This window comes from Arthrobacter saudimassiliensis, from assembly GCF_059090665.1.
The window spans coordinates 101,206-118,896 of record NZ_JBNHFX010000004.1 but is presented as its reverse complement, the minus strand read 5'-3'; the positions used below and the strand labels follow the sequence as shown (position 1 = coordinate 118,896).

Annotated in this window: 15 protein-coding genes and 1 riboswitch; of the genes, 10 read left to right on the top strand and 5 right to left on the bottom strand. The window is 72.5% G+C overall.

Annotated elements, in window-relative coordinates; translation table 11 throughout:
• The first annotated feature begins 152 nt into the window (after nt 1-152).
• The 4 genes from AC5RV6_RS15295 to AC5RV6_RS15280 are packed head-to-tail and all read left to right on the top strand — an operon-like array spanning nt 153 to nt 5,651.
• Nucleotides 153-1,748, top strand: coding sequence for a pyridoxal phosphate-dependent decarboxylase family protein (locus AC5RV6_RS15295; protein ID WP_494008214.1), 1,596 nt, complete (start codon nt 153-155; stop codon nt 1,746-1,748).
• On the top strand, nt 1,745-3,175 hold the full coding sequence (locus AC5RV6_RS15290) for a lysine N(6)-hydroxylase/L-ornithine N(5)-oxygenase family protein (RefSeq protein ID WP_494008213.1): 1,431 nt from the start codon (nt 1,745-1,747) through the stop codon (nt 3,173-3,175). The genes AC5RV6_RS15295 and AC5RV6_RS15290 overlap by 4 nt, the downstream gene beginning before the upstream one ends.
• Nucleotides 3,172-3,705: a GNAT family N-acetyltransferase gene (locus AC5RV6_RS15285; protein ID WP_494008212.1), complete on the top strand. Its 534-nt coding sequence runs from the start codon at nt 3,172-3,174 to the stop codon at nt 3,703-3,705. The genes AC5RV6_RS15290 and AC5RV6_RS15285 overlap by 4 nt, the downstream gene beginning before the upstream one ends.
• On the top strand, nt 3,702-5,651 hold the full coding sequence (locus AC5RV6_RS15280; protein WP_494008211.1) for an IucA/IucC family protein: 1,950 nt from the start codon (nt 3,702-3,704) through the stop codon (nt 5,649-5,651). Before AC5RV6_RS15285 ends, AC5RV6_RS15280 begins: the two co-directional genes overlap by 4 nt.
• Before the next feature lie 42 nt (nt 5,652-5,693).
• On the opposite strand, the gene AC5RV6_RS15275 is transcribed toward AC5RV6_RS15280, so the two are convergent.
• Complete coding sequence (locus AC5RV6_RS15275) at nt 5,694-6,467, bottom strand: 3-hydroxyacyl-CoA dehydrogenase (protein WP_494008210.1); 774 nt, start codon at nt 6,465-6,467, stop codon at nt 5,694-5,696.
• Nucleotides 6,468-6,601: 134 nt separating this feature from the next.
• Here AC5RV6_RS15275 and AC5RV6_RS15270 point away from each other — a divergent pair, with 134 nt between their 5' ends.
• Nucleotides 6,602-7,723: a glycoside hydrolase family 76 protein gene (locus tag AC5RV6_RS15270; RefSeq protein WP_494008209.1), complete on the top strand. Its 1,122-nt coding sequence runs from the start codon at nt 6,602-6,604 to the stop codon at nt 7,721-7,723.
• Here AC5RV6_RS15270 and AC5RV6_RS15265 read toward each other — a convergent pair.
• Nucleotides 7,707-8,579: a class II glutamine amidotransferase gene (locus AC5RV6_RS15265; protein ID WP_494008208.1), complete on the bottom strand. Its 873-nt coding sequence runs from the start codon at nt 8,577-8,579 to the stop codon at nt 7,707-7,709. The genes AC5RV6_RS15270 and AC5RV6_RS15265 overlap by 17 nt on opposite strands.
• A gap of 208 nt (nt 8,580-8,787) precedes the next feature.
• On the opposite strand from AC5RV6_RS15265, the gene AC5RV6_RS15260 reads away from it, so the two are divergent.
• Nucleotides 8,788-9,327 carry an NUDIX hydrolase family protein gene (locus AC5RV6_RS15260; RefSeq protein WP_494008207.1) on the top strand — a complete coding sequence of 180 codons (540 nt, stop codon included), beginning with the start codon at nt 8,788-8,790 and terminating at the stop codon, nt 9,325-9,327.
• Nucleotides 9,328-9,388: 61 nt separating this feature from the next.
• Nucleotides 9,389-10,270, top strand: a complete 882-nt coding sequence (locus AC5RV6_RS15255; protein WP_494008206.1) for a DUF6707 family protein — start codon at nt 9,389-9,391, stop codon at nt 10,268-10,270.
• A 36-nt stretch (nt 10,271-10,306) separates the two neighbouring features.
• On the opposite strand, the gene AC5RV6_RS15250 is transcribed toward AC5RV6_RS15255, so the two are convergent.
• The gene (locus tag AC5RV6_RS15250; protein ID WP_494008205.1) at nt 10,307-11,323 is read right to left on the bottom strand and encodes a LacI family DNA-binding transcriptional regulator; all 1,017 of its coding nucleotides are present in this window, start codon (nt 11,321-11,323) and stop codon (nt 10,307-10,309) included.
• A gap of 235 nt (nt 11,324-11,558) precedes the next feature.
• A riboswitch (TPP riboswitch) is annotated at nt 11,559-11,659 on the top strand.
• Here AC5RV6_RS15250 and thiO point away from each other — a divergent pair.
• From thiO to AC5RV6_RS15235, 3 genes are all read left to right on the top strand, one after another.
• Nucleotides 11,654-12,940, top strand: coding sequence for a glycine oxidase ThiO (gene thiO, locus AC5RV6_RS15245; RefSeq protein ID WP_494008204.1), 1,287 nt, complete (start codon nt 11,654-11,656; stop codon nt 12,938-12,940). It overlaps the preceding riboswitch by 6 nt.
• 12 nt (nt 12,941-12,952) lie before the next feature.
• Nucleotides 12,953-13,192 carry a sulfur carrier protein ThiS gene (thiS, locus tag AC5RV6_RS15240; RefSeq protein ID WP_494008203.1) on the top strand — a complete coding sequence of 80 codons (240 nt, stop codon included), beginning with the start codon at nt 12,953-12,955 and terminating at the stop codon, nt 13,190-13,192.
• A gap of 2 nt (nt 13,193-13,194) precedes the next feature.
• On the top strand, nt 13,195-14,028 hold the full coding sequence (locus tag AC5RV6_RS15235; RefSeq protein WP_494008202.1) for a thiazole synthase: 834 nt from the start codon (nt 13,195-13,197) through the stop codon (nt 14,026-14,028).
• On the opposite strand, the gene AC5RV6_RS15230 is transcribed toward AC5RV6_RS15235, so the two are convergent.
• Together AC5RV6_RS15230 and AC5RV6_RS15225 are read right to left on the bottom strand one after the other, a co-directional pair.
• The gene (locus AC5RV6_RS15230; RefSeq protein WP_494008201.1) at nt 14,025-15,488 is read right to left on the bottom strand and encodes a rhamnulokinase; all 1,464 of its coding nucleotides are present in this window, start codon (nt 15,486-15,488) and stop codon (nt 14,025-14,027) included. The genes AC5RV6_RS15235 and AC5RV6_RS15230 overlap by 4 nt on opposite strands.
• 32 nt (nt 15,489-15,520) lie before the next feature.
• Complete coding sequence (locus tag AC5RV6_RS15225) at nt 15,521-17,584, bottom strand: bifunctional aldolase/short-chain dehydrogenase (protein ID WP_494008200.1); 2,064 nt, start codon at nt 17,582-17,584, stop codon at nt 15,521-15,523.
• Nucleotides 17,585-17,691: the final 107 nt, after the last annotated feature.

Here is a 17,691-nt window from a genome sequence, read left to right as displayed (position 1 = left end):
CGGGCGGCTGCCCAGCGGAAGACCTGCCAGTCGAATCCGCTGAATATTTCCCCACGTCAGCGGGATTACGTCACAAAAGTTTGCCGTAAAGGATTACCTAAGTAAGGGTTGCCTTCGTTATGAGAACGCAACACACAGAACAGGGGTCCCTCGTGACGCTGTTGCAGAAACCCGAACCGGCCCTCGAGGCGGACCGACGCCCGACGCCCACGGCGCATCCGGTCCTTTCCCGCGATGCGGCTGCCGCCGCGCCCGCCGCCGCAGACCGCACGCCCGGCGTCGTCGATCAGCTGCTCACCGCCCGCACGGCGGAGCGCTACCGCAGCGAGGTCACCGCCGCCGTCACGCACACCGCTGCCCGGGTCGCCGCCGTGGAACGGCCCTTCACCGGCGTCCGTCCTGCCGAGCTGGCCCCGGCGGTGGAGGCCGTGGACCTGGACACGCCGCTGCCGGACACCGAAGCGGTGCTGGAGGAAATGGATGAGCTGTACCTGCGCGACGCCGTCTGGTTCCACCATCCCCGCTACGCCGCGCACCTGAACTGCCCGGTGGTGATTCCGGCGCTGGTCGGCGAGGCCGTGCTCTCCGCCGTGAACTCCTCGCTGGACACCTGGGACCAGTCCGCGGGCGCCACCCTGATGGAGCGGCGACTGATCCGGTGGACCGCGGACCGGCTGGGCCTGGGTCCCGATGCCGACGGCGTCTTCACCAGCGGCGGCAGCACCTCCAACCTGCAGGGCCTGCTCATTGCCCGCAACCACGCCGTCGCCGGCCTGCGCCGCGAGCCGGGCCGGGACCGGGCCCGGCTGCCGGCGCTGCTGGGCCAGCTGCGGATCTTCGCCTCCGAAGCCAGCCACTTCAGCGTCCAGAAGTCCGCCGCCCTGCTCGGCCTGGGGTACGACGCCGTCATCACCGTTCCCACCGACCGGCACCGCCGGATGGACCCGGCCGCACTGGAGCAGGCCCTGGCCGCGAGCGCGGCGCGCGGCGAGACGCCGATGGCCGTGGTCGCCACGGCCGGCACCACCGATTTCGGCAGCATCGATCCGCTGGCCGCCTGCGCCGACGCCGCCGCGCGCCACGGAGCCTGGCTGCACGTGGACGCGGCCTACGGCGGCGGGCTGATGACCAGCCGCCGCCACCGCAGCCGGCTGGCCGGCATCGAAGCGGCGGACTCGGTGACCGTCGATTACCACAAGACCTTCTTCCAGCCCGTCTCCTCGAGTGCCCTGCTGGTGCGCAGCGCCGCGTCCCTGGGGCACGTCACCTACTACGCCGACTACCTCAACCCCGAGAGCGCCGCCGCCGAGGAGATTCCCAACCAGGTCGACAAGAGCATCCAGACCACCCGCCGCTTCGACGCGCTGAAACTCTGGCTCACCCTGCGCACGCTGGGCCCGGACGGGGTCGGGGAGCTGCTGGACGCCGCCGTCGACCTCGCCGAGACCGCAGGCGCGCTGATCGAGGCCGATCCGGACTTCGAGCTGGCCGCCCCCGTGCAGCTGAGCACCGTGGTGTTCCGCTTCCGGCCGCCCGGCGGCAGCGAGGACGCCGCCGACGCCGCCGCGCTGCGGATCCGTCGCGCGCTGGCCGCCGAGGGCTCGGCCGTGGTGGCCGGCACCCGGGTGGACGGCCGGCACTGGCTCAAGCTCACCCTGCTCAACGCCGAAGCCACGGCGGCCGACGTCCGGGCCATCCTGGACCGCATCCGTGCCCTCGGCACCCTCCCGAACGGAGCGGCCGCATGAACTCCTCGCTTCCCCCCGCAGCCTCCACACCGGACACCGCCTCCGCACGGCACCGCGGCGCGGAACCGGAGCGGGTCCACGACCTGCTCGGCATCGGCGTCGGACCCTTCAACCTGGGCCTGGCCGCGCTGAGCGAACCGATCGCCGCCCTGGACGCCGTGTTCCTGGACGAGCGGCCCGGCTTCGACTGGCATCCGGGCATGATGCTCCCCTCGGCCCACCTGCAGGTGCCGTTCCTCGCCGACCTGGTCACCCTCGCCGACCCCACCTCCCGCTATTCCTTCCTGAACTTCCTCAAGGAGACCGGGCGGATCTACCGGTTCTACATCCGCGAGAACTTCTATCCGCTGCGCGCCGAGTTCAACGCCTACTGCCGCTGGGTCGCGGAGCAGCTGCCCGGCGTCCGGTTCGGCACCCGCGTCACCGCCGTGACGCACGGCGGAGGCCTCTACACGGTCACCGCCGAAGGTCCGCAGGGCACCGAAACGTACCGGACCCGGCGACTGGTGCTCGGCACCGGCACCGCCCCCTGGCTGCCTGCCGGCGCCCGGCACCTGCCGGAGGCCGGCGGCACCGCCCTGCACAACGCCGACTATCTGGCCCGCCGCCCGGAACTGCTCACCGCCGGGTCGGTGACCGTCGTCGGCAGCGGGCAGAGCGCCGCCGAGGTGTACCTGGACCTGCTGCAGAACCGTGCTCCGGACGCGGAGCTGAACTGGGTGACCCGCTCGGGCCGGTTCTTCCCGCTGGAGTACACGAAGCTGACGCTGGAGATGACCAGCCCGGACTACGTGGACTACTTCCATGCCCTGCCTCCGGCCACCCGCGACGCCCTGGTCGCCGAGCAGAAAAACCTCTACAAGGGCATCGACTCCGACCTGATCAACCAGATCTACGACACCCTCTACGAACTCAGCGTCACCGGCGCCCCGCGCACCCGGCTGCTGACCGGCGTCGAGCTGGAGTCCGCGGCCTGGGACCCCGACGCCGGCACCCACCGGCTCCGGCTGCGGCACGGCGAGCAGGGCAGCGGCTTCGCCCTGGACAGTGAGGCGGTGGTGCTGGCCACCGGCTACGCCTACCGGGAACCGGAGTTCCTGGCCGGCATCAGCCACCGGATCCGCCGCGACGCCGCCGGGCGGTTCGACGTCTCACGCAGCTACGGGATCGGCGTGGAGCCGGGCGAACTGTTCGTGCAGAACGCCGAGCTGCACACCCACGGCTTCGTCACCCCCGACCTGGGCATGGCCGCGTACCGGAACTCGTCCATCCTGCGCGAGGTCCTCGGCTTCGAGTACTACCCGGTGGAGGAAACCACCACGTTCCAGGAATTCGGCACCCCGGCCCGCGGCACCGAAGGGCGCGGGAGGACCGGGGCCGGCGAGCCGGCGGGCGTTCCGGCGGCACGGATCGGAGCAGGCGCATGAGGTTCGAATTCCGGCCCGTGGATCCGTCCGCCGACGCCGCGCTGCTGCATTCCTGGGTCACCCTGCCCTATGCCCGTTACTGGATGATGCAGGAGGCCTCCCCGGCCGACGTCGAAGCCGAGTATGCGGGCATCGCCGCCAACCCGGACCATGAGGCGTTCCTGGGCCTGGAGGACGGGGAACCGGCCTTTTTGATGGAAAGCTACGCGCCCGCCGCCTCGCCGCTCGCTGCCCACTACGACGTCGCCCCCGGAGACCGCGGCATGCACCTGCTGGTCGGGCCGCCGGACACTCCGCGCCCCGGCTACACCTCCGCGGTGTTCGCCGCGGTGATGCGGTTCCTCTTCGCGGACCCCGCGGTGGAACGCATCGTGGTGGAGCCGGACATCCGCAACACCAAAATCCACACCCTCAACGAGCGGTACGGTTTCCGCCCGGCCGGCGACATCCGCCTGCCGGAGAAGACCGCCCGCCTGAGTTTCTGCACCCGCGCGCAGTTCACCGCCGCGCTCCAAGGAGTTACCACATGAGCCTGACCACCACCAGCGCACCGGGCCTGAGCCCGGCCGCTCCCGCCGCCGTGCCCGACGCCGCGCCGTCGGCCGCCGCCCGGACCGCCGTCGTGCCCGGCCCGCTGGCCTCCCCCGACCATCTCGACGCCGCGCGCTGGGCGGCCGCGAACCGGCACCTGGTGCGCAAGGCGATCGCCGAGTTTTCGCATGAGCGGATCCTCGCCCCGGTCCCCGACGACGCGGGTACCGGACCGGTATCCGACGGCGCCGGCACCCTGTGCGGCTACCGGCTGGTGTCCGACGACGGCGCGGTCGAGTACCGCTTCCGGGCCCGGATCCTGGACCTGGAGCACTGGAGCGTCGACGCCGGCAGCATCCGACGGATCCGCGGCGGGCAGGACCTGCCGCCGGACGCGCTGGACTTCGTCACGGAGTTCGCCGGCACGCTGGGCATCCGGGACAAGATGCTGCCGGTGTACCTGGAGGAGCTCAGCGCCACCCTTGCCTCGCACGCCTTCAAGCAGTCCCCGGACCGGCCCGGCAGCGTCGAGCTGGCCGCCGGGATCACCGGCGGCACGGACCCGGCCGCCGATTTCCAGGCCGTGGAGCAGGCCATGAGCGAAGGCCACCCCTGCTTCGTCGCGAACAACGGCCGGCACGGCTTCGGCCGCGGCGACTTCCTCGCCTACGCACCCGAGGCCGGTGCCCCGGTGCACCTGGCCTGGATCGCCGGGCGGGCGGACCGCACCGAGTTCACCGCGGTGGACACGCTGACCTACCGCCGCCACCTGGCCGCGGAGCTCGGTCCGGAGCTGCTGGCGCACTTCGAGGGCAGGCTGGCGGCCCGCGGCCTGGACCCGCAGGCGTACCTGCTGATTCCGGTGCACCCGTGGCAGTGGGAGCACAAGCTCACCGTCACGTTCGCGGCCGACATCGCCGAGGGCCACCTCGTGCCGCTGGGCACCGGCCCGGACAGCTACCAGGCGCAGCAGTCCATCCGCACCTTCTTCAACCGGGACCGTCCCGCCGCCTGCTACGTGAAGACCGCCCTGTCAGTGGTGAACATGGGCTTCATGCGCGGGCTGTCCTCCGAATACATGCGCTCGACGCCGGCCATCAACCAGTGGGTGGCCGACCTCGCCGCCGGGGACGCCGTGCTGCGCGGCACCGGCTTCGAGGTGCTGCGGGAGGTGGCCGCCGTCGGCTACACCAACCGGCACCTGCAGGCCGCCGCTCCGAAGGGTTCGCCCTACCGCAAGATGCTCGCCGCACTGTGGCGGGAGAGTCCGCTGCCGCGGCTGCGCGACGGCGAGCAGCTGGCGACCATGGCGTCGCTGCTGCACGTGGACCGGGACGGCCAGCCGCTGGCGGCCGCCCTCATCCGCCGCTCCGGGCTGCCCGCCCGGCGCTGGCTGGGCAGCTACCTGCGGGCTTACCTCGTGCCGCTGCTGCACTGCTTCTACGCCTACGACCTCGCCTTCATGCCGCACGGCGAGAACGTGATCCTGGCCCTGCGGAACGGCGTCCCGGAGCGGGTGTTCATGAAGGACATCGGCGAGGAGGTCATCGTGATGGGCGATTCGGTGCCGCTGCCCGAGGCGGCGCGCCGGATCCGGATCGAGATTCCGGAGGAGGAGAAGGTGCTCTCCCTCTTCACCGACGTGTTCGACTGCTTCCTGCGCTTCCTCGCCGCGATCCTGGCCGAGGAAGGGCTGCTGGACGCGGACGGGTTCTGGAGCGCGGTGGCCGACACCGTCCTGGAGTACCAGCGGGAGCATCCGGAGCTGGCGGAACGGTTCGCCGCGCACGACCTGTTTGCCGCCGACTTCGCGCGCTCCTGCCTGAACCGGCTGCAGCTGCGGGACAACCAGCAGATGCTGGACATCTCCGATCCCTCCGGCGGCCTGCAGTTCTCCGGCCGGCTGGCCAACCCGCTCGCCCGGTACCGCCCCGCCGCCGGCTGACACCGGCCGCCGGAGCCGCCGTCGGCTCCGGCGGCCGTCAGCTTACTTGGGCCCCATCCGGATGGCGCCGTCCAGGCGGATGGTCTCGCCGTTAAGCATCTGGTTCACCACGATGTGCTCCACCAGCTGCGCGTACTCCCCGGGCCGCCCCAGCCGCGAGGGGTGCGGAACCTGGGCGGCGAGCGAATCCTGGGCGGCCTGCGGCAGCCCGGCCATCATCGGCGTCTCGAAGATGCCCGGGGCGATGGTCACCACCCGGATCAGGTGCCGGGCCAGTTCGCGCGCGATCGGCAGCGTCATGGCCGCCACCCCGCCCTTGGACGCCGCGTAGGCGGGCTGGCCGATCTGCCCGTCGAACGCCGCGACCGACGCGGTGTTGATGATGACGCCGCGCTCCGCGGTGCCCTGGGCTTCGACCGGATCGGTCTCAGCCATGGCGGCCGCGGCCAGCCGGATGACGTTGAACGTGCCGATCAGGTTCACGTTGATGACCCGGGCGAAGTCCGCCAGGGGCAGCACTCCGTCCTTGCCGAGCACCTTGCCCGGGGTGGCGATGCCTGCGCAGTTCACGGCGATCCGCAGCGGCCCGGCCGCCATGGCCGCCTCCACCGCCGACTGCACCTGCTCCGGATCGGTCACGTCGCCGGGCACGAAGTGCGCGTTGTCGCCCAGCTCGGCGGCGTAGGCCAGCCCTCCGGAGGAGGGCAGGTCCACCAGGATGACGGTCGCGCCGGCGTCGTGCAGCCTGCGGGCCGTGGCCCGGCCCAATCCTGACGCGCCGCCGGTGACAAGGGCCGATGTACCGGAAATGTCCACTGATTCCTCCTGCAGATGGTTGCCTGGACTCCGAGCCTACTGTGGTCCGCGCCACAGGCGCAGCAGCGCCGGCCGTGCCTGCTCTTCCATGACGTTCCGCCGGCCGGCCGCCGGCGGCTGGCTAGGCTGGGGCCATGGTGGATCCCGCAGCCGTACCCGATGACGATGCCGTTCCCGCTGCCCGGGCGGAGGCGGCGGCCGACGCCGTGGTGCGCACCTTCGGCGGCAGGGCGCTCGGCCTGCCGGGCACCCACCTGGCCCGGGTGCAGGCTCCCGCGCCGCCGGCCGGCGGGCTCCGGCGCCTGGCACCGGCCGGGCCCTGGCACTACTGGTGGCAGGCCCACTATCTGGAGGCGCTGCTGGACCGGGCCGAGCGGCTGCAGGCCGCGGGACGGGCCCGTGAGGCGGCCGCCGCGCTGCGGACGTCCCGGCGGCTGGCGCGCGGCATTGCCGTCCGCAACGGCCTGCGCTGGACCAACAGCTTCTACGACGACATGGCCTGGCTGGCGCTGGCCACCCACCGGCTGGGCGCGCTCGACGGCGACGCCGGGACGCCGCGGCAGCTGACCGACGCGCTGGTCTCGGCGCACACGCCGGAGCTCGGCGGCGGGCTCTGGTGGAACCGGGACCGCAACTACAAGAACACCGCGGCCACCGGTCCGGCGGCCCTGCACTTCGCCCGCCTCGGCGAGCACGGCCGGGCGCAGGAGCTGGTGGACTGGCTGCAGGGCACGCTCCAGGACCCGGAGTCCGGCCTGTTCCTGGACGGGATCCGGATGCGCGGCTCAAAGCCCACGCTGGACCGCGCGGTCTACAGCTACAACCAGGGACCGGTGCTCGGGGCGCTGCTGGAACTTGGCGGAGAGGCGAACCTTGCGGCGGCCGCCGGGCTGGTGGAGGCCGTGGCCGTACACCTGGCCGGGCCGGAGGGCGTGCTGCGCAGCCACGACGGCGGCGACGGGGGCCTCTTCACCGGCATCCTGGCACGGTACCTGGCGGCCGCTGCAGTGGATCCGAGGCTGCCGGACGGCCCGCGGGCCGCCGCCGCCGCCCTGCTCGACGCCACCGCAGACGCCCTGTGGGCAGGGCGGGGCAGCCTCGGCGGGCTCCCGGTCTTTGCCCGGCACGCCGGCCGGGACGCCGACGCGGCGTCGTCGCCGGGAACCGCCGTGGGTCTCTCCACGCAGCTGCAGGCGTGGCTGGTGTTCGAGGCCGCCGCCCGGGCGGCCGGCGGAGGAATCAGCCGGAGGTCTTGAGCGGCTGCTGCGACTGCGCGGCATGCTCATCGAGGTCCGCCAGGGTCAGAGGATGGCTCGGCTCCGCCGGCAGCGGAAAGCTGCGCTCCACTTCCAGGCCGCTGTGCACGCGGAGCACCTCGCCGGAGTCCATCAGCCGCCAGTTCGGGTTGTCGTCCATCTTTTCGGTGGCGATCACGACGGCGGGGCGCCGGTTACGGGCCAGGTCCTCGCTTTCCATGCTGATCCGGGCCGAGCGCTTGCCCTTGTGCGGTTCCTCGGCGGCCACCTGCAGCACGTACAGCGGATGGGTCGCCGGATAGCGGACAGCCCACAGTTCGCCGGCGGTGGCGATGATGAGGTTCACCGCGTAGAGGCGCAGGTTCCCGGCCACCCACGTCAGGGCCGCGGTGATCGCCGCCCCCAGGTCCCCTCCGTTGCGGCGCGCCTCCCCGGTGATCAGGGCAAACACCCGCTCCGAATCCGTCTGGCCCCGCACCAGGTCCATGACCCCCAGCTGCCGCAGCCGGTCCTCCAGCAGCCCCAGGTCCTCCACCACCCCGTTGTGGGCCAGCAGCCGGTTCTCCTGCAGGAACGGATGCGTGTTGACCAGGGTGTCTCCTCCGGTGCTGGCGTACCGGATATGCGCCACGAACGGGGTTCCCTCCAGCTCGCGGGCCTCCGCCGCGTACTGCACGTCCTCGTACGCGGCGATCGGCGCCTTGTCCACCTTGGGCCGCCCCTGGGGATCGAAGAGCCCGATGCCGAACCCGTCCGCTTCCCGGCGGCTCTGCTGCGCCAGGCTGTCCGGGGCGGTCAGCAGCCAGAACGTGGCCTTCGCCGGCGCGCCGGTGTGCATTCCAAACAGACGGCACATGGTTCCTCCTCGGGGGCCCGCCGGGACCGCAGATGGCGCCGGCACCGGGACCTGCCATCAGGCTCCCCGCTCGGCCGCGGAGGGGCAAGGGACAGCGCCCGTTCCTCCGCCGCCCCGCCCGGATCCCGTGTCCGTCCCGGGTTCAGCCACGGGCAGAAGCGCCGCGTGCCGAATGACGCCCGGCCGGGCTTTGCGGTAGAACACTGCTATGAGCGTTCGTACCCCAGACCCTTATCCCGGCTGGCTCTCGGAGGAGGATCTCCACGAAGCCCGGCAGCGGCTGCCCATGGTCTATGTGGAGGCCGTTCCGGTGCGCTGCGACCCGCTGGGGTACGTGACCGAGGTGGGCCTGCTGCTGCAGGGAACCAACGAGGGTCAGATCGTGCGCTCCTTCGTCTCGGGCCGGGTGATGTACCGTGAGACCATCCGCGCCGCCCTGCTGCGCCATCTGGAAAAGGACCTCGGGCCCATGGCGCTGCCCCAGCTGCCGCCCTGCCTGACCCCGTTCACCGTGGCCGAGTATTTCCCCGCCCCCTCACAGACCGGGCTGACCGACGAACGCCAGCACGCCGTCGCGCTGTGTTACGTGATTCCGGTGACCGGTGAGTGCAATCCGCGGCAGGACGCCCTGGAGCTGTCCTGGCTGACGCCCGAGGAGGCGCTGCGCCCCGAGGTGTACAACGAATTCTCCGGCGGCCGCGGCGACCTGCTCCGGCAGGCCCTGGCCTCCGCCGGCTGGGGTCGCTGAGCGGCGTCGTTACCGCACCTTTATATACTGGGGGAACCGTCCGAGGGAGAAGGAACCAGCAATGCCAGAGAACCAGCCGGAGACGTATGCCTTCCGGGTGAACGCGGAACACCTCCGCCCGGGCCAGGCCCTGGTTCTCGCCGACGGCAGCGCCGCCCCGGTCGAGTCGCTGAGCGTCGAAACGGATGACTTCGGCGTGCCCGCCCTCGCGGTGGCCCTGCTTGAGGACAACCGGACCGTGCGGATGGCGTACGGCTCCACCGTGCGGGTCCAGGCGCCGGCTCCGGAGGGGCCGCCGTCGGCCGCCGTCCGTTCGGTGCCCACTGAGGAGGAAAGCTTCACCGCCGTCCTCGACGCCGCCGCCCGGGCCCACCCCGACGAACCCGCCGTCCGCGAGATCACCGCCCGGCTGGGCCGCGGCTTCAACGTGAAGTCCGGCAGCCAGCTGCAGGACGTCCGGGACCTGGCGCACCTGCTGTACGTGGACCTGGCCGACGCCCGGCACGCCCTGCAGGTCAGCACCCTGCTCACCGGGCTGCCCTTCGACGGCAACTTCGGCCGCTGGCACTGGATCCAGGGCACCCTGGCCCTCGCCTCGCACATCACCCGCGAGCAGGGCGACCCGGAGGCCTCGGCGGCCTTCGCCCGGGCGGTGCGGGCCGCGGACGACTCCGAAACCGATCCGCTGAAGGCCAAGCTCGCCGCCGAACTGCTGCAGCGCCAGCTCAACCAGCCGAACCTGTACGACCGCGAGATCCACCGCGCCGCCGAGGCCGGAGACCAGGCCGCCGAACGGGAATGGCGGGTGCTGCGCCTGGACACCCTGCTCTATCTGCGCGCCCACGGCGGCTCGCAGACCCTCTCCGCCGGTGAGCTGGAGCGGCGCATCGACGCCGAGCTCGCCGCGGTCCGGGCCCTCGGCCGCGACGGCCAGCCCGCCTAGCCCTGCCCGCCCCGGTTCCCCTGCGGTTCCCTGCTGCTAGCGCGGCGGCCGGGTCGAATCACGCACCACCAGCTCCGGCTGGAAACTGACGTGCCGGTGGTGGTGGTCCTCGGCCAGCTCATCTTCCAGCAGTTCGACGGCGGTGCGCCCGATCAGCCGCGCCGGCTGGCGGATGGAGGACAGCGGAACAATGGCTGAGGGCGCGAAATCAATGTCGTCGTAGCCGATCAGGGCGATGTCCTGCGGCACCCGGATACGGTGGCCGAACACGAAGGCCTGCAGCAGTCCGATGGCGAGCAGGTCGTTCGCCGCGAAAACCGCATCGGGGCGTTCGGCCGCCGGCCTGCCCAGCAGTGCCTCGCCGACGCGGCGGCCCTCCAGCACGGTCAGGGACTCGGTATCCACCACGTCCAGCGACGCCCCGGGAACGGCGTCGACGGCGGCCCGGGCTCCCGCTTCACGGTCCGCCACCTGGTGCAGGGACGTCGGGCCGCCCACAAACGTGACCCGCCGCGCTCCGCCCTCGAGCAGGTGGGTGACCGCCATCCGGCCGCCCTCGACGTCGTCAACGGCCAGGGAACAGTACTGGGAGGCCGGCGCCTGTTCATCCACCAGCACCACCGGGGTACCGCGGGAGCGCAGCCGGTCGATCCGCCGCCGTTCCGGTGACTGGGGGGTGATCAGCACGCCGCGCACGCGCTGTTCCTCGAACAGGTCCAGGTAGACCTGTTCCCGGCTGCGGGACAGCCCCGAATTGCCCACGATCACGGCCTGCCCGTGCGCGTCCGCGGCCGCTTCGGCACCGCGGGCGATCTCGTTGTAGAACGGGTTCCCGGTGTCCTGCACCACCAGCCCGATGGTGCGCGAGCGGCCCGCCTTCAGCTGCCGGGCGACGTCGTTGCGGACATACCCGAGGTCCTCGATGGCCTTCTGCACCCGGCGGCGCCGGTCTTCGGAGACCATCTCGGGCCGGTTGATCACGTTGGAGACCGTGCCGATCGAGACCCGGGCTTCCCTGGCGACGTCCTTGATGCTCACCGGGAATCTCTCCATGCAGTGCCTTCACTTTCACATCGGTCGTGGTGCGTCATGCGGGCTGGCTTCGGCCCGGACCGCCGCGGCCGTCCAGGGTGCAGGGGTCCATTCTAATGAGCCCCGTCCCACGTGGGGGCGGAAATGCCCTCCGATGACGGCGGGCAGCCGGGCGGCCCGACGGGCGGTCCGCCGGTGCCGGGCAGCCGAACGCCGTCAGGGGCGCATGTATGCTGGGCCACACGCTGAGAAGGATCAGCGGTTCTGCGGGAGCCCTCCGGGGCTGAGAGGGCTTAAGCGCCGACCGCCGCACCTGATGCGGGTTATGCCGCCGTAGGAAAGGACCCTCCGATGCACCCTGCCCTCCCCGCTCCCGGCGGCCCCGCCGCGCCTGACAACTACGCCCCCGACCGCTCCGTGTCGGTGGACGTCGCGGTGGCCGGCGCGGGCGTGATCGGCCTCGCCGTCGCGTGGCGGCTCCGGTTGGCAGGATTCCGGGTGGCGCTGGTGGATCCCGCCCCCGCCATGGGGGCCTCCCGGGCCGCGGCCGGTATGCTGGCCCCAGCCAGCGAGGTCCAGTATCAGCAGGAGGCCCTGTTCCCGCTGATGCGCGCCGCCGCCGGGGAGTATCCGGAGTTCGCTGCGTCCGTGGAACGGGCATCGGGGCTGCCGTCCGGCTACCGGGCTACCGAGACCCTGGCCTGCGCAGCCGACGCCGCCGACCGGCGCGCCCTGGAGGACCTGCGCCGCCTGCAGGAGGCGCACGGAATGGCGGTGGAACCGCTTCCGCTGCGGGCCGCCCGCCGGATGGAGCCGGCGCTCAGCCCAGGGCTGGCCGGCGTCTTCCGGATTCCGAGCGACCACCAGGTGGATCCCCGGATGCTGGCCGCCGCGCTCCTGGGCGCCCTCGGCTGCCGGGACGCTGGCACCTGGGGAACACCGGGTGCCGACGACGGCGGGCCGGCGCTGGTTCTCCGGGACCGCGCCGAGGCGCTGCACCGCACCGCCGACGGTGCCGTGGCCGGACTGGTCCTGGCCGGCGGCACCACCGTGCGCGCCGGCTGGACCGTGCTGGCCACCGGAGCAGGCCCGGAACCGGCCAACCTTCCGCCCGGGCTCAGCCTGCCGCCGGTGCGGCCGGTGTTCGGGGACATCCTGCGGGCGCGGGTGCGGCCCGGGGCTCCTCCCCTGCTCGAGCGGACCGTGCGCGGCCTGGTCCACGGCGTTCCCGTCTACCTTGTGCCGCGGGCTGACGGTTCCCTGGTCATCGGCGCCACCTCCCGCGAGGACAACCGCCCTGGGGTGGACGTCGGCGGGGTCTTCGCCCTGCTGCGTGATGCCCGGGCGCTGGTGCCTGCGGTGGACGATCTGGAGCTGGTGGAGACCATGGCCCGGGCCCGGCCCGGCACCCCCGACGATCTGCCCTGTCTGGGCATTCCCCGCACCGACGACGGCCGCCCGGTTGCCGGGCTGGTGCTGGCCACCGGCTTCTTCCGGCACGGCGTGCTGCTGGCGCCGCTTGCCGCCCGGCTCACGGCCGGCCTGATCGCCGGCACGTCCGGGGCCGATCCTGCGGACGCCGCGTATCTGGCCGCAGCTGCCCCGGACCGTTTCCGCTCCGTCCCGACGCACCTCTGAAAGGAACCATCCATGCCGGCCATTACCTTCAACGGCGCCGCCCGCGCCGTGCCCGAGGACACCACGGTGTCCCAGCTCGTCGCCGCCGCGCTCGGCCGCGCCCTCGACCCGGCAGGCCAGCCGGCCGACGGCGGCCGGCTGGGCGTCGCGGTGGCGGTGGACGCCGTCGTCCTGCCGCGCAGCCTCTGGCACACCACACCGGTGGCGGACGGGCAGAGCATCGAACTCGTGACCGCCGTGCAGGGAGGCTGATCATGGACACCTTCACCGATCCGCTGGTCATTGACGGGGTGGCCCTGGGCTCCCGGCTGATCATGGGCACCGGCGGGCTCAGCTCGCTGCACACGCTGGAACAGGCGCTGCTGGCCTCGGGCACCGCGCTGACCACGGTGGCCCTGCGTCGGTACGCCCCGGCGTCGGGCAGCTCGCTGTTCGAGGTGCTGGAGCGCAACGGCATCCGGATCCTGCCCAACACCGCCGGCTGCTACACCGCCCGGGACGCGCTGCTGACGGCGGAGCTGGGGCGCGAGGCGCTGGAGACGGACTGGGTCAAACTGGAGGTCATCGCCGATGACCGGACGCTGCTGCCGGACGTGGTGGAGCTGCTGGACGGCGTCGAGCAGCTGGCGGCCCGCGGCTTCCGGGTCTTCGCCTACACCTCGGATGATCCCGCCGTCGCCCGGCGGCTGGAGGACGTGGGCGCCGCGGCGGTGATGCCGCTGGGGGCACCCATCGGCACCGGACTGGGGATCCTGAACCCGCACAACATTGAGCTGATCTGCACCCGGGCGCAGGTGCCGGTGATCCTGGACGCGGGCATCGGCACGGCGTCGGAGGCCGCCCGGGCCATGGAGCTGGGCTGCGACGCCGTGCTGCTGGCCTCCGCGGTGACCCGGGCCCAGGATCCGGTCGCCATGGCCGCGGCCATGGCGCACGCCGTCGCCGCCGGCCGGCTGGCCGCCGGCGCGGGCCGGATACCGGCCCGCCGGCATGCCCTCGCCTCCTCGCCGATGGCGGGACGGGTGGACACCGGTGGGCCCGCGGAGATCCCGCGCGGGGACTGGGCTCCGGCCGGAGACGGCGCCTAGCGCGCCGCGGTGACCCGCGGTTCGTAGCGGATCGGTTCGAACGTCCGCGCGACCAGCAGGCGCAGCTCCTCCAGCCCGCCGCTGACCAGGCCGGCGGCGCGGGCCTGGACCAGCACGTTGCCGATCGCGGTGGCTTCGACCGGACCGGCGTATACGGTGCGGCCGGTCCGGTCGGCGGTGAGCTGGCAGAGCAGGCTGTTCTGCGATCCGCCGCCGACCACGTGGACCGTGCGGATGGTCCGCCCGGTGAGCCGCTCGATCTGTTCCAGGACGTCGGCATAGGCCGCGGCCAGGGACTCCAGGATGGAGCGCACCACCTCGGCCCGGGTCTGCGGCGGCCGGATCCCGCGCTCGGTGCACCATTCGGCGATGCGGGCCGGCATGTCCCCGGGCGGGGTGAACCGGTCGTCCATCACGTCGAAGACCGGCATCGGCTCCGTGACGGCGGCCGCCTGGCTGATCAGTTCGGCCAGGTTGCTGGTGCGCTGGGCGTCGGTGGCGCCGGGACCATCCCAGGTCCGGATGGACTCGGAGAGCAGCCAGAGCCCGGAGACGTTCTTCAGGTACCGGATCCGCCCGTCCACGCCGCCTTCGTTGGTGAAGTTGGCGGCGTGGCTTTCGGACGTGAGGACCGGCGCGGGCAGCTCCACGCCCACCAGGGACCAGGTGCCGGAGGAGATGAACGCGGCGTCCTCGTCGGCGAAGGGCACGGCGACGACCGCTGAGGCGGTGTCGTGGGAGCCGACCGCGGTCACCGGCAGCCCGGCGGGAGCACCCAGTTCCGCGGCCACCGCCGGCAGCAGGCCGCCGATTTCGGCGCCCGGAGCGACCAGCGGCGCGAACAGGTCCGCGGGCAGTCCCAGCCGGCCCATGAGGTTGGCGTCCCACTGCCGGGTGCGCGCATCCAGCAGCCCGGTGGTGGCGGCGTTGGTCTCCTCGGTGACCTGGGCGCCGGTGAGCCAGTAGGCCACCAGGTCCGGGATCAGCAGGGCCCGGTCGGCCGCGGCCAGGTCGCCGCGCTGCCGGTCCACGGCCAGCTGGAAGACCGTGTTGAACGGCAGGTGCTGCAGGCCGCTGCGGGCGTACAGATCCTCCGGCGCCACCGCGGCGTGCACGGCCTGCACGCCCGCGGCGGTGCGCTCGTCCCGGTAGTGGTACGGCAGGCCGAGCAGCTTCCCGCCGCGCAGCAGCCCGTAGTCCACGGCCCAGGAGTCGACGCCGATGGACCGGACGTCCGGTTCCTCCCGCAGCGCCTGCGCGAGCCCTGCGGTCAGGGACCGGTAGAGCTCGGTGATGTTCCAGTGCAGGCCGGACCCGTTCCCCTCATGCAGCCGCACCGGCTGGTTGGGGAAGCGCGCCACGTGCCGCATCCGGATCCGCCCGTCGGCCACGCTGCCCAGGATGACGCGGCCGCTGGTCGCCCCCAGGTCGACGGCCGCCACCGCTGCCGATGTGCTCATGCTCTGTCCTTATCTCTTGCCCGATGCGCCGCTCAGCGCAGGAACGCGGCGGCGACGCCGGCGTCGACCGGGATGTGCAGGCCGGTGGTGTGGGAGAGGTCGGAGCCGGTCAGCACGGCGGCCGCGTTGGCCACGTTCTCCGGCAGCACCTCGCGCTTGAGCAGGGTGCGCTGGGCGTAGAACTTGCCCAGCTCCTCCTCGGGGACGCCGTAGACGGCGGCGCGCTTGGCACCCCAGCCGCCGGCGAAGATGCCGGAGCCGCGGACCACGCCGTCGGGGTTGATGCCGTTGACCTTGATGCCGTGCTCGCCCAGTTCGGCGGCCAGCAGGCGCACCTGGTGGGCCTGGTCGGCCTTGACCGCGGAGTAGGCGATGTTGTTCGGGCCGGCGAAGACGGAGTTCTTGGAGGAGATGTAGAGGATGTCTCCGCCCATTTCCTGCGCGATCATGGCCTTGGCCGCGGCCTGGGAGACCAGGAAGGAGCCCTTGGCCATGACGTCGTGCTGCAGGTCCCAGTCCTTTTCGCTGGTTTCCAGCAGCGGCTTGGAGATGGACAGGCCGGCGTTGTTGACCACCAGGTCGATGCCGCCGAAGGCCAGCACGGTGGCGTCCACCGCGGCGGCGACCTGCGCGGCGTCGGTCACGTCGGCGCGGACGCCGATGGCGACGTCGGAGCCGCCCAGCTCGGCGGCCACCTGCTCGGCGGCCTCCAGGTTCAGGTCGGCGATGACCACGCAGGCGCCTTCGGCGGCCAGGCGGGTGGCGATGGCCTTGCCGATGCCCGACGCCGCGCCGGTCACCAGGGCGATCCGGGTGGCGTGGCTGCGCGGCTTGGGCATCCGCGCCAGCTTCGCCTCCTCCAGCGCCCAGTATTCGATGCGGAACTTCTCGGACTCGTCGATCGGCGCGTAGCTGGAGATGCCCTCGGCGCCGCGCATGACGTTGATGGCGTTGAGGTAGAACTCGCCGGCCACCCGGGCGGTCTGCTTGTCCTTGCCCCAGGAGAACATGCCGACGCCGGGCACCAGCACGATGGCCGGATCCGCGCCGCGCATGGCGGGCGAATCGGCGTCGGCGTGGCGCTCGTAGTAGGCCTGGTAGTCGGCGCGGTAGGCCTCGTGCAGTTCCTTCAGCCGGGCAACGCAGTCCTCGATGGAGGCGTCGGCGGGCAGGTCCAGGACCAGCGGCTTGACCTTGGTGCGCAGGAAGTGGTCCGGGCAGGAGGTGCCCAGGGCGGCCAGCCGCGGGTGCTCCGCGGCGGCCAGGAAGTCCAGGATCCGCGGGTCGTCCATGAAGTGGCCCACCTGCGGGCGGTCATGCGAGGCCAGGCCGCGGATCACCGGGGCCAGCGCGGCGGCCTTGGCACGCCGTTCGGCCTCCGGCAGCGCCTCGTAGCCGGGCTGCACCGGGCCGAACGGCTCGGCCTTGGAGTGCTCGGCGATGTAGGCCTCGGCGGTGTCGATGATCCACCGGGAGTTGGCCTCGGCCTCATCGCTGGTTGCGCCCCAGGCGGTGATGCCGTGGCCGCCGAGGATGGTGCCGACCGCGGCCGGGTTGGCTTCCTTGATCGCGGCGATGTCCAGGCCCAGCTGGAAGCCGGGGCGGCGCCAGGGCACCCAGACCACCTTGTCGCCGAAGATCTTCGCCGTCAGCTCCTCGCCGTCGGCAGCGGTGGCGATGGCAATGCCGGAGTCCGGGTGCAGGTGGTCCACGTGCGCGGCGTCCACCAGCCCGTGCATGGCGGTGTCGATCGACGGCGCGGCGCCGCCCTTGCCGTGCAGGCAGTAGTCGAACGCGGCGACCATTTCATCTTCGTGCTCGACGCCGCGGTAGACGTTCTTCAGCGCGCGCACGCGGTCCAGGCGCAGCACGGCCAGGCCCTTCTCCCTGAGGGTGCCCAGGTCACCGCCGGAGCCCTTGACCCACAGCAGTTCAACGTCCTCGCCGGTCACCGGGTCGGCCGCGGTGCCCTTGGCGGAGGTGTTGCCGCCGGCGTAGTTGGTGTTCTTCGGGTCCGAACCGAGCCGGTTGGAACGGGCGATCAGGTCGGCGACGACGGTCTGCCCGGCGGTCGGGGTGCTGGCGGGGGCGTTCATGCGAAGGGTCTCCTCGTGGAGTGGACGAAATCGAATGGAGGGCGGAAGCGGGAGGGCGGGCGCCGCCGCCCGGGGCTCAGGTGCCCCGGGCGGCAACGCCGGACGGG

Coding starts and splice junctions, on each gene's coding strand:
- AC5RV6_RS15290 (WP_494008213.1), top strand. CDS start 1,745: ATGAACTCCTCGCTTCCCCCCGCAGCCTCCACACCGGACACCGCCTCC.
- AC5RV6_RS15285 (WP_494008212.1), top strand. CDS start 3,172: ATGAGGTTCGAATTCCGGCCCGTGGATCCGTCCGCCGACGCCGCGCTG.
- AC5RV6_RS15280 (WP_494008211.1), top strand. CDS start 3,702: ATGAGCCTGACCACCACCAGCGCACCGGGCCTGAGCCCGGCCGCTCCC.
- AC5RV6_RS15270 (WP_494008209.1), top strand. CDS start 6,602: ATGGTGGATCCCGCAGCCGTACCCGATGACGATGCCGTTCCCGCTGCC.
- AC5RV6_RS15265 (WP_494008208.1), bottom strand. CDS start 8,579: ATGTGCCGTCTGTTTGGAATGCACACCGGCGCGCCGGCGAAGGCCACG.
- AC5RV6_RS15260 (WP_494008207.1), top strand. CDS start 8,788: ATGAGCGTTCGTACCCCAGACCCTTATCCCGGCTGGCTCTCGGAGGAG.
- AC5RV6_RS15255 (WP_494008206.1), top strand. CDS start 9,389: ATGCCAGAGAACCAGCCGGAGACGTATGCCTTCCGGGTGAACGCGGAA.
- AC5RV6_RS15250 (WP_494008205.1), bottom strand. CDS start 11,323: ATGGAGAGATTCCCGGTGAGCATCAAGGACGTCGCCAGGGAAGCCCGG.
- thiO (WP_494008204.1), top strand. CDS start 11,654: ATGCACCCTGCCCTCCCCGCTCCCGGCGGCCCCGCCGCGCCTGACAAC.
- thiS (WP_494008203.1), top strand. CDS start 12,953: ATGCCGGCCATTACCTTCAACGGCGCCGCCCGCGCCGTGCCCGAGGAC.
- AC5RV6_RS15235 (WP_494008202.1), top strand. CDS start 13,195: ATGGACACCTTCACCGATCCGCTGGTCATTGACGGGGTGGCCCTGGGC.
- AC5RV6_RS15230 (WP_494008201.1), bottom strand. CDS start 15,488: ATGAGCACATCGGCAGCGGTGGCGGCCGTCGACCTGGGGGCGACCAGC.
- AC5RV6_RS15225 (WP_494008200.1), bottom strand. CDS start 17,584: ATGAACGCCCCCGCCAGCACCCCGACCGCCGGGCAGACCGTCGTCGCC.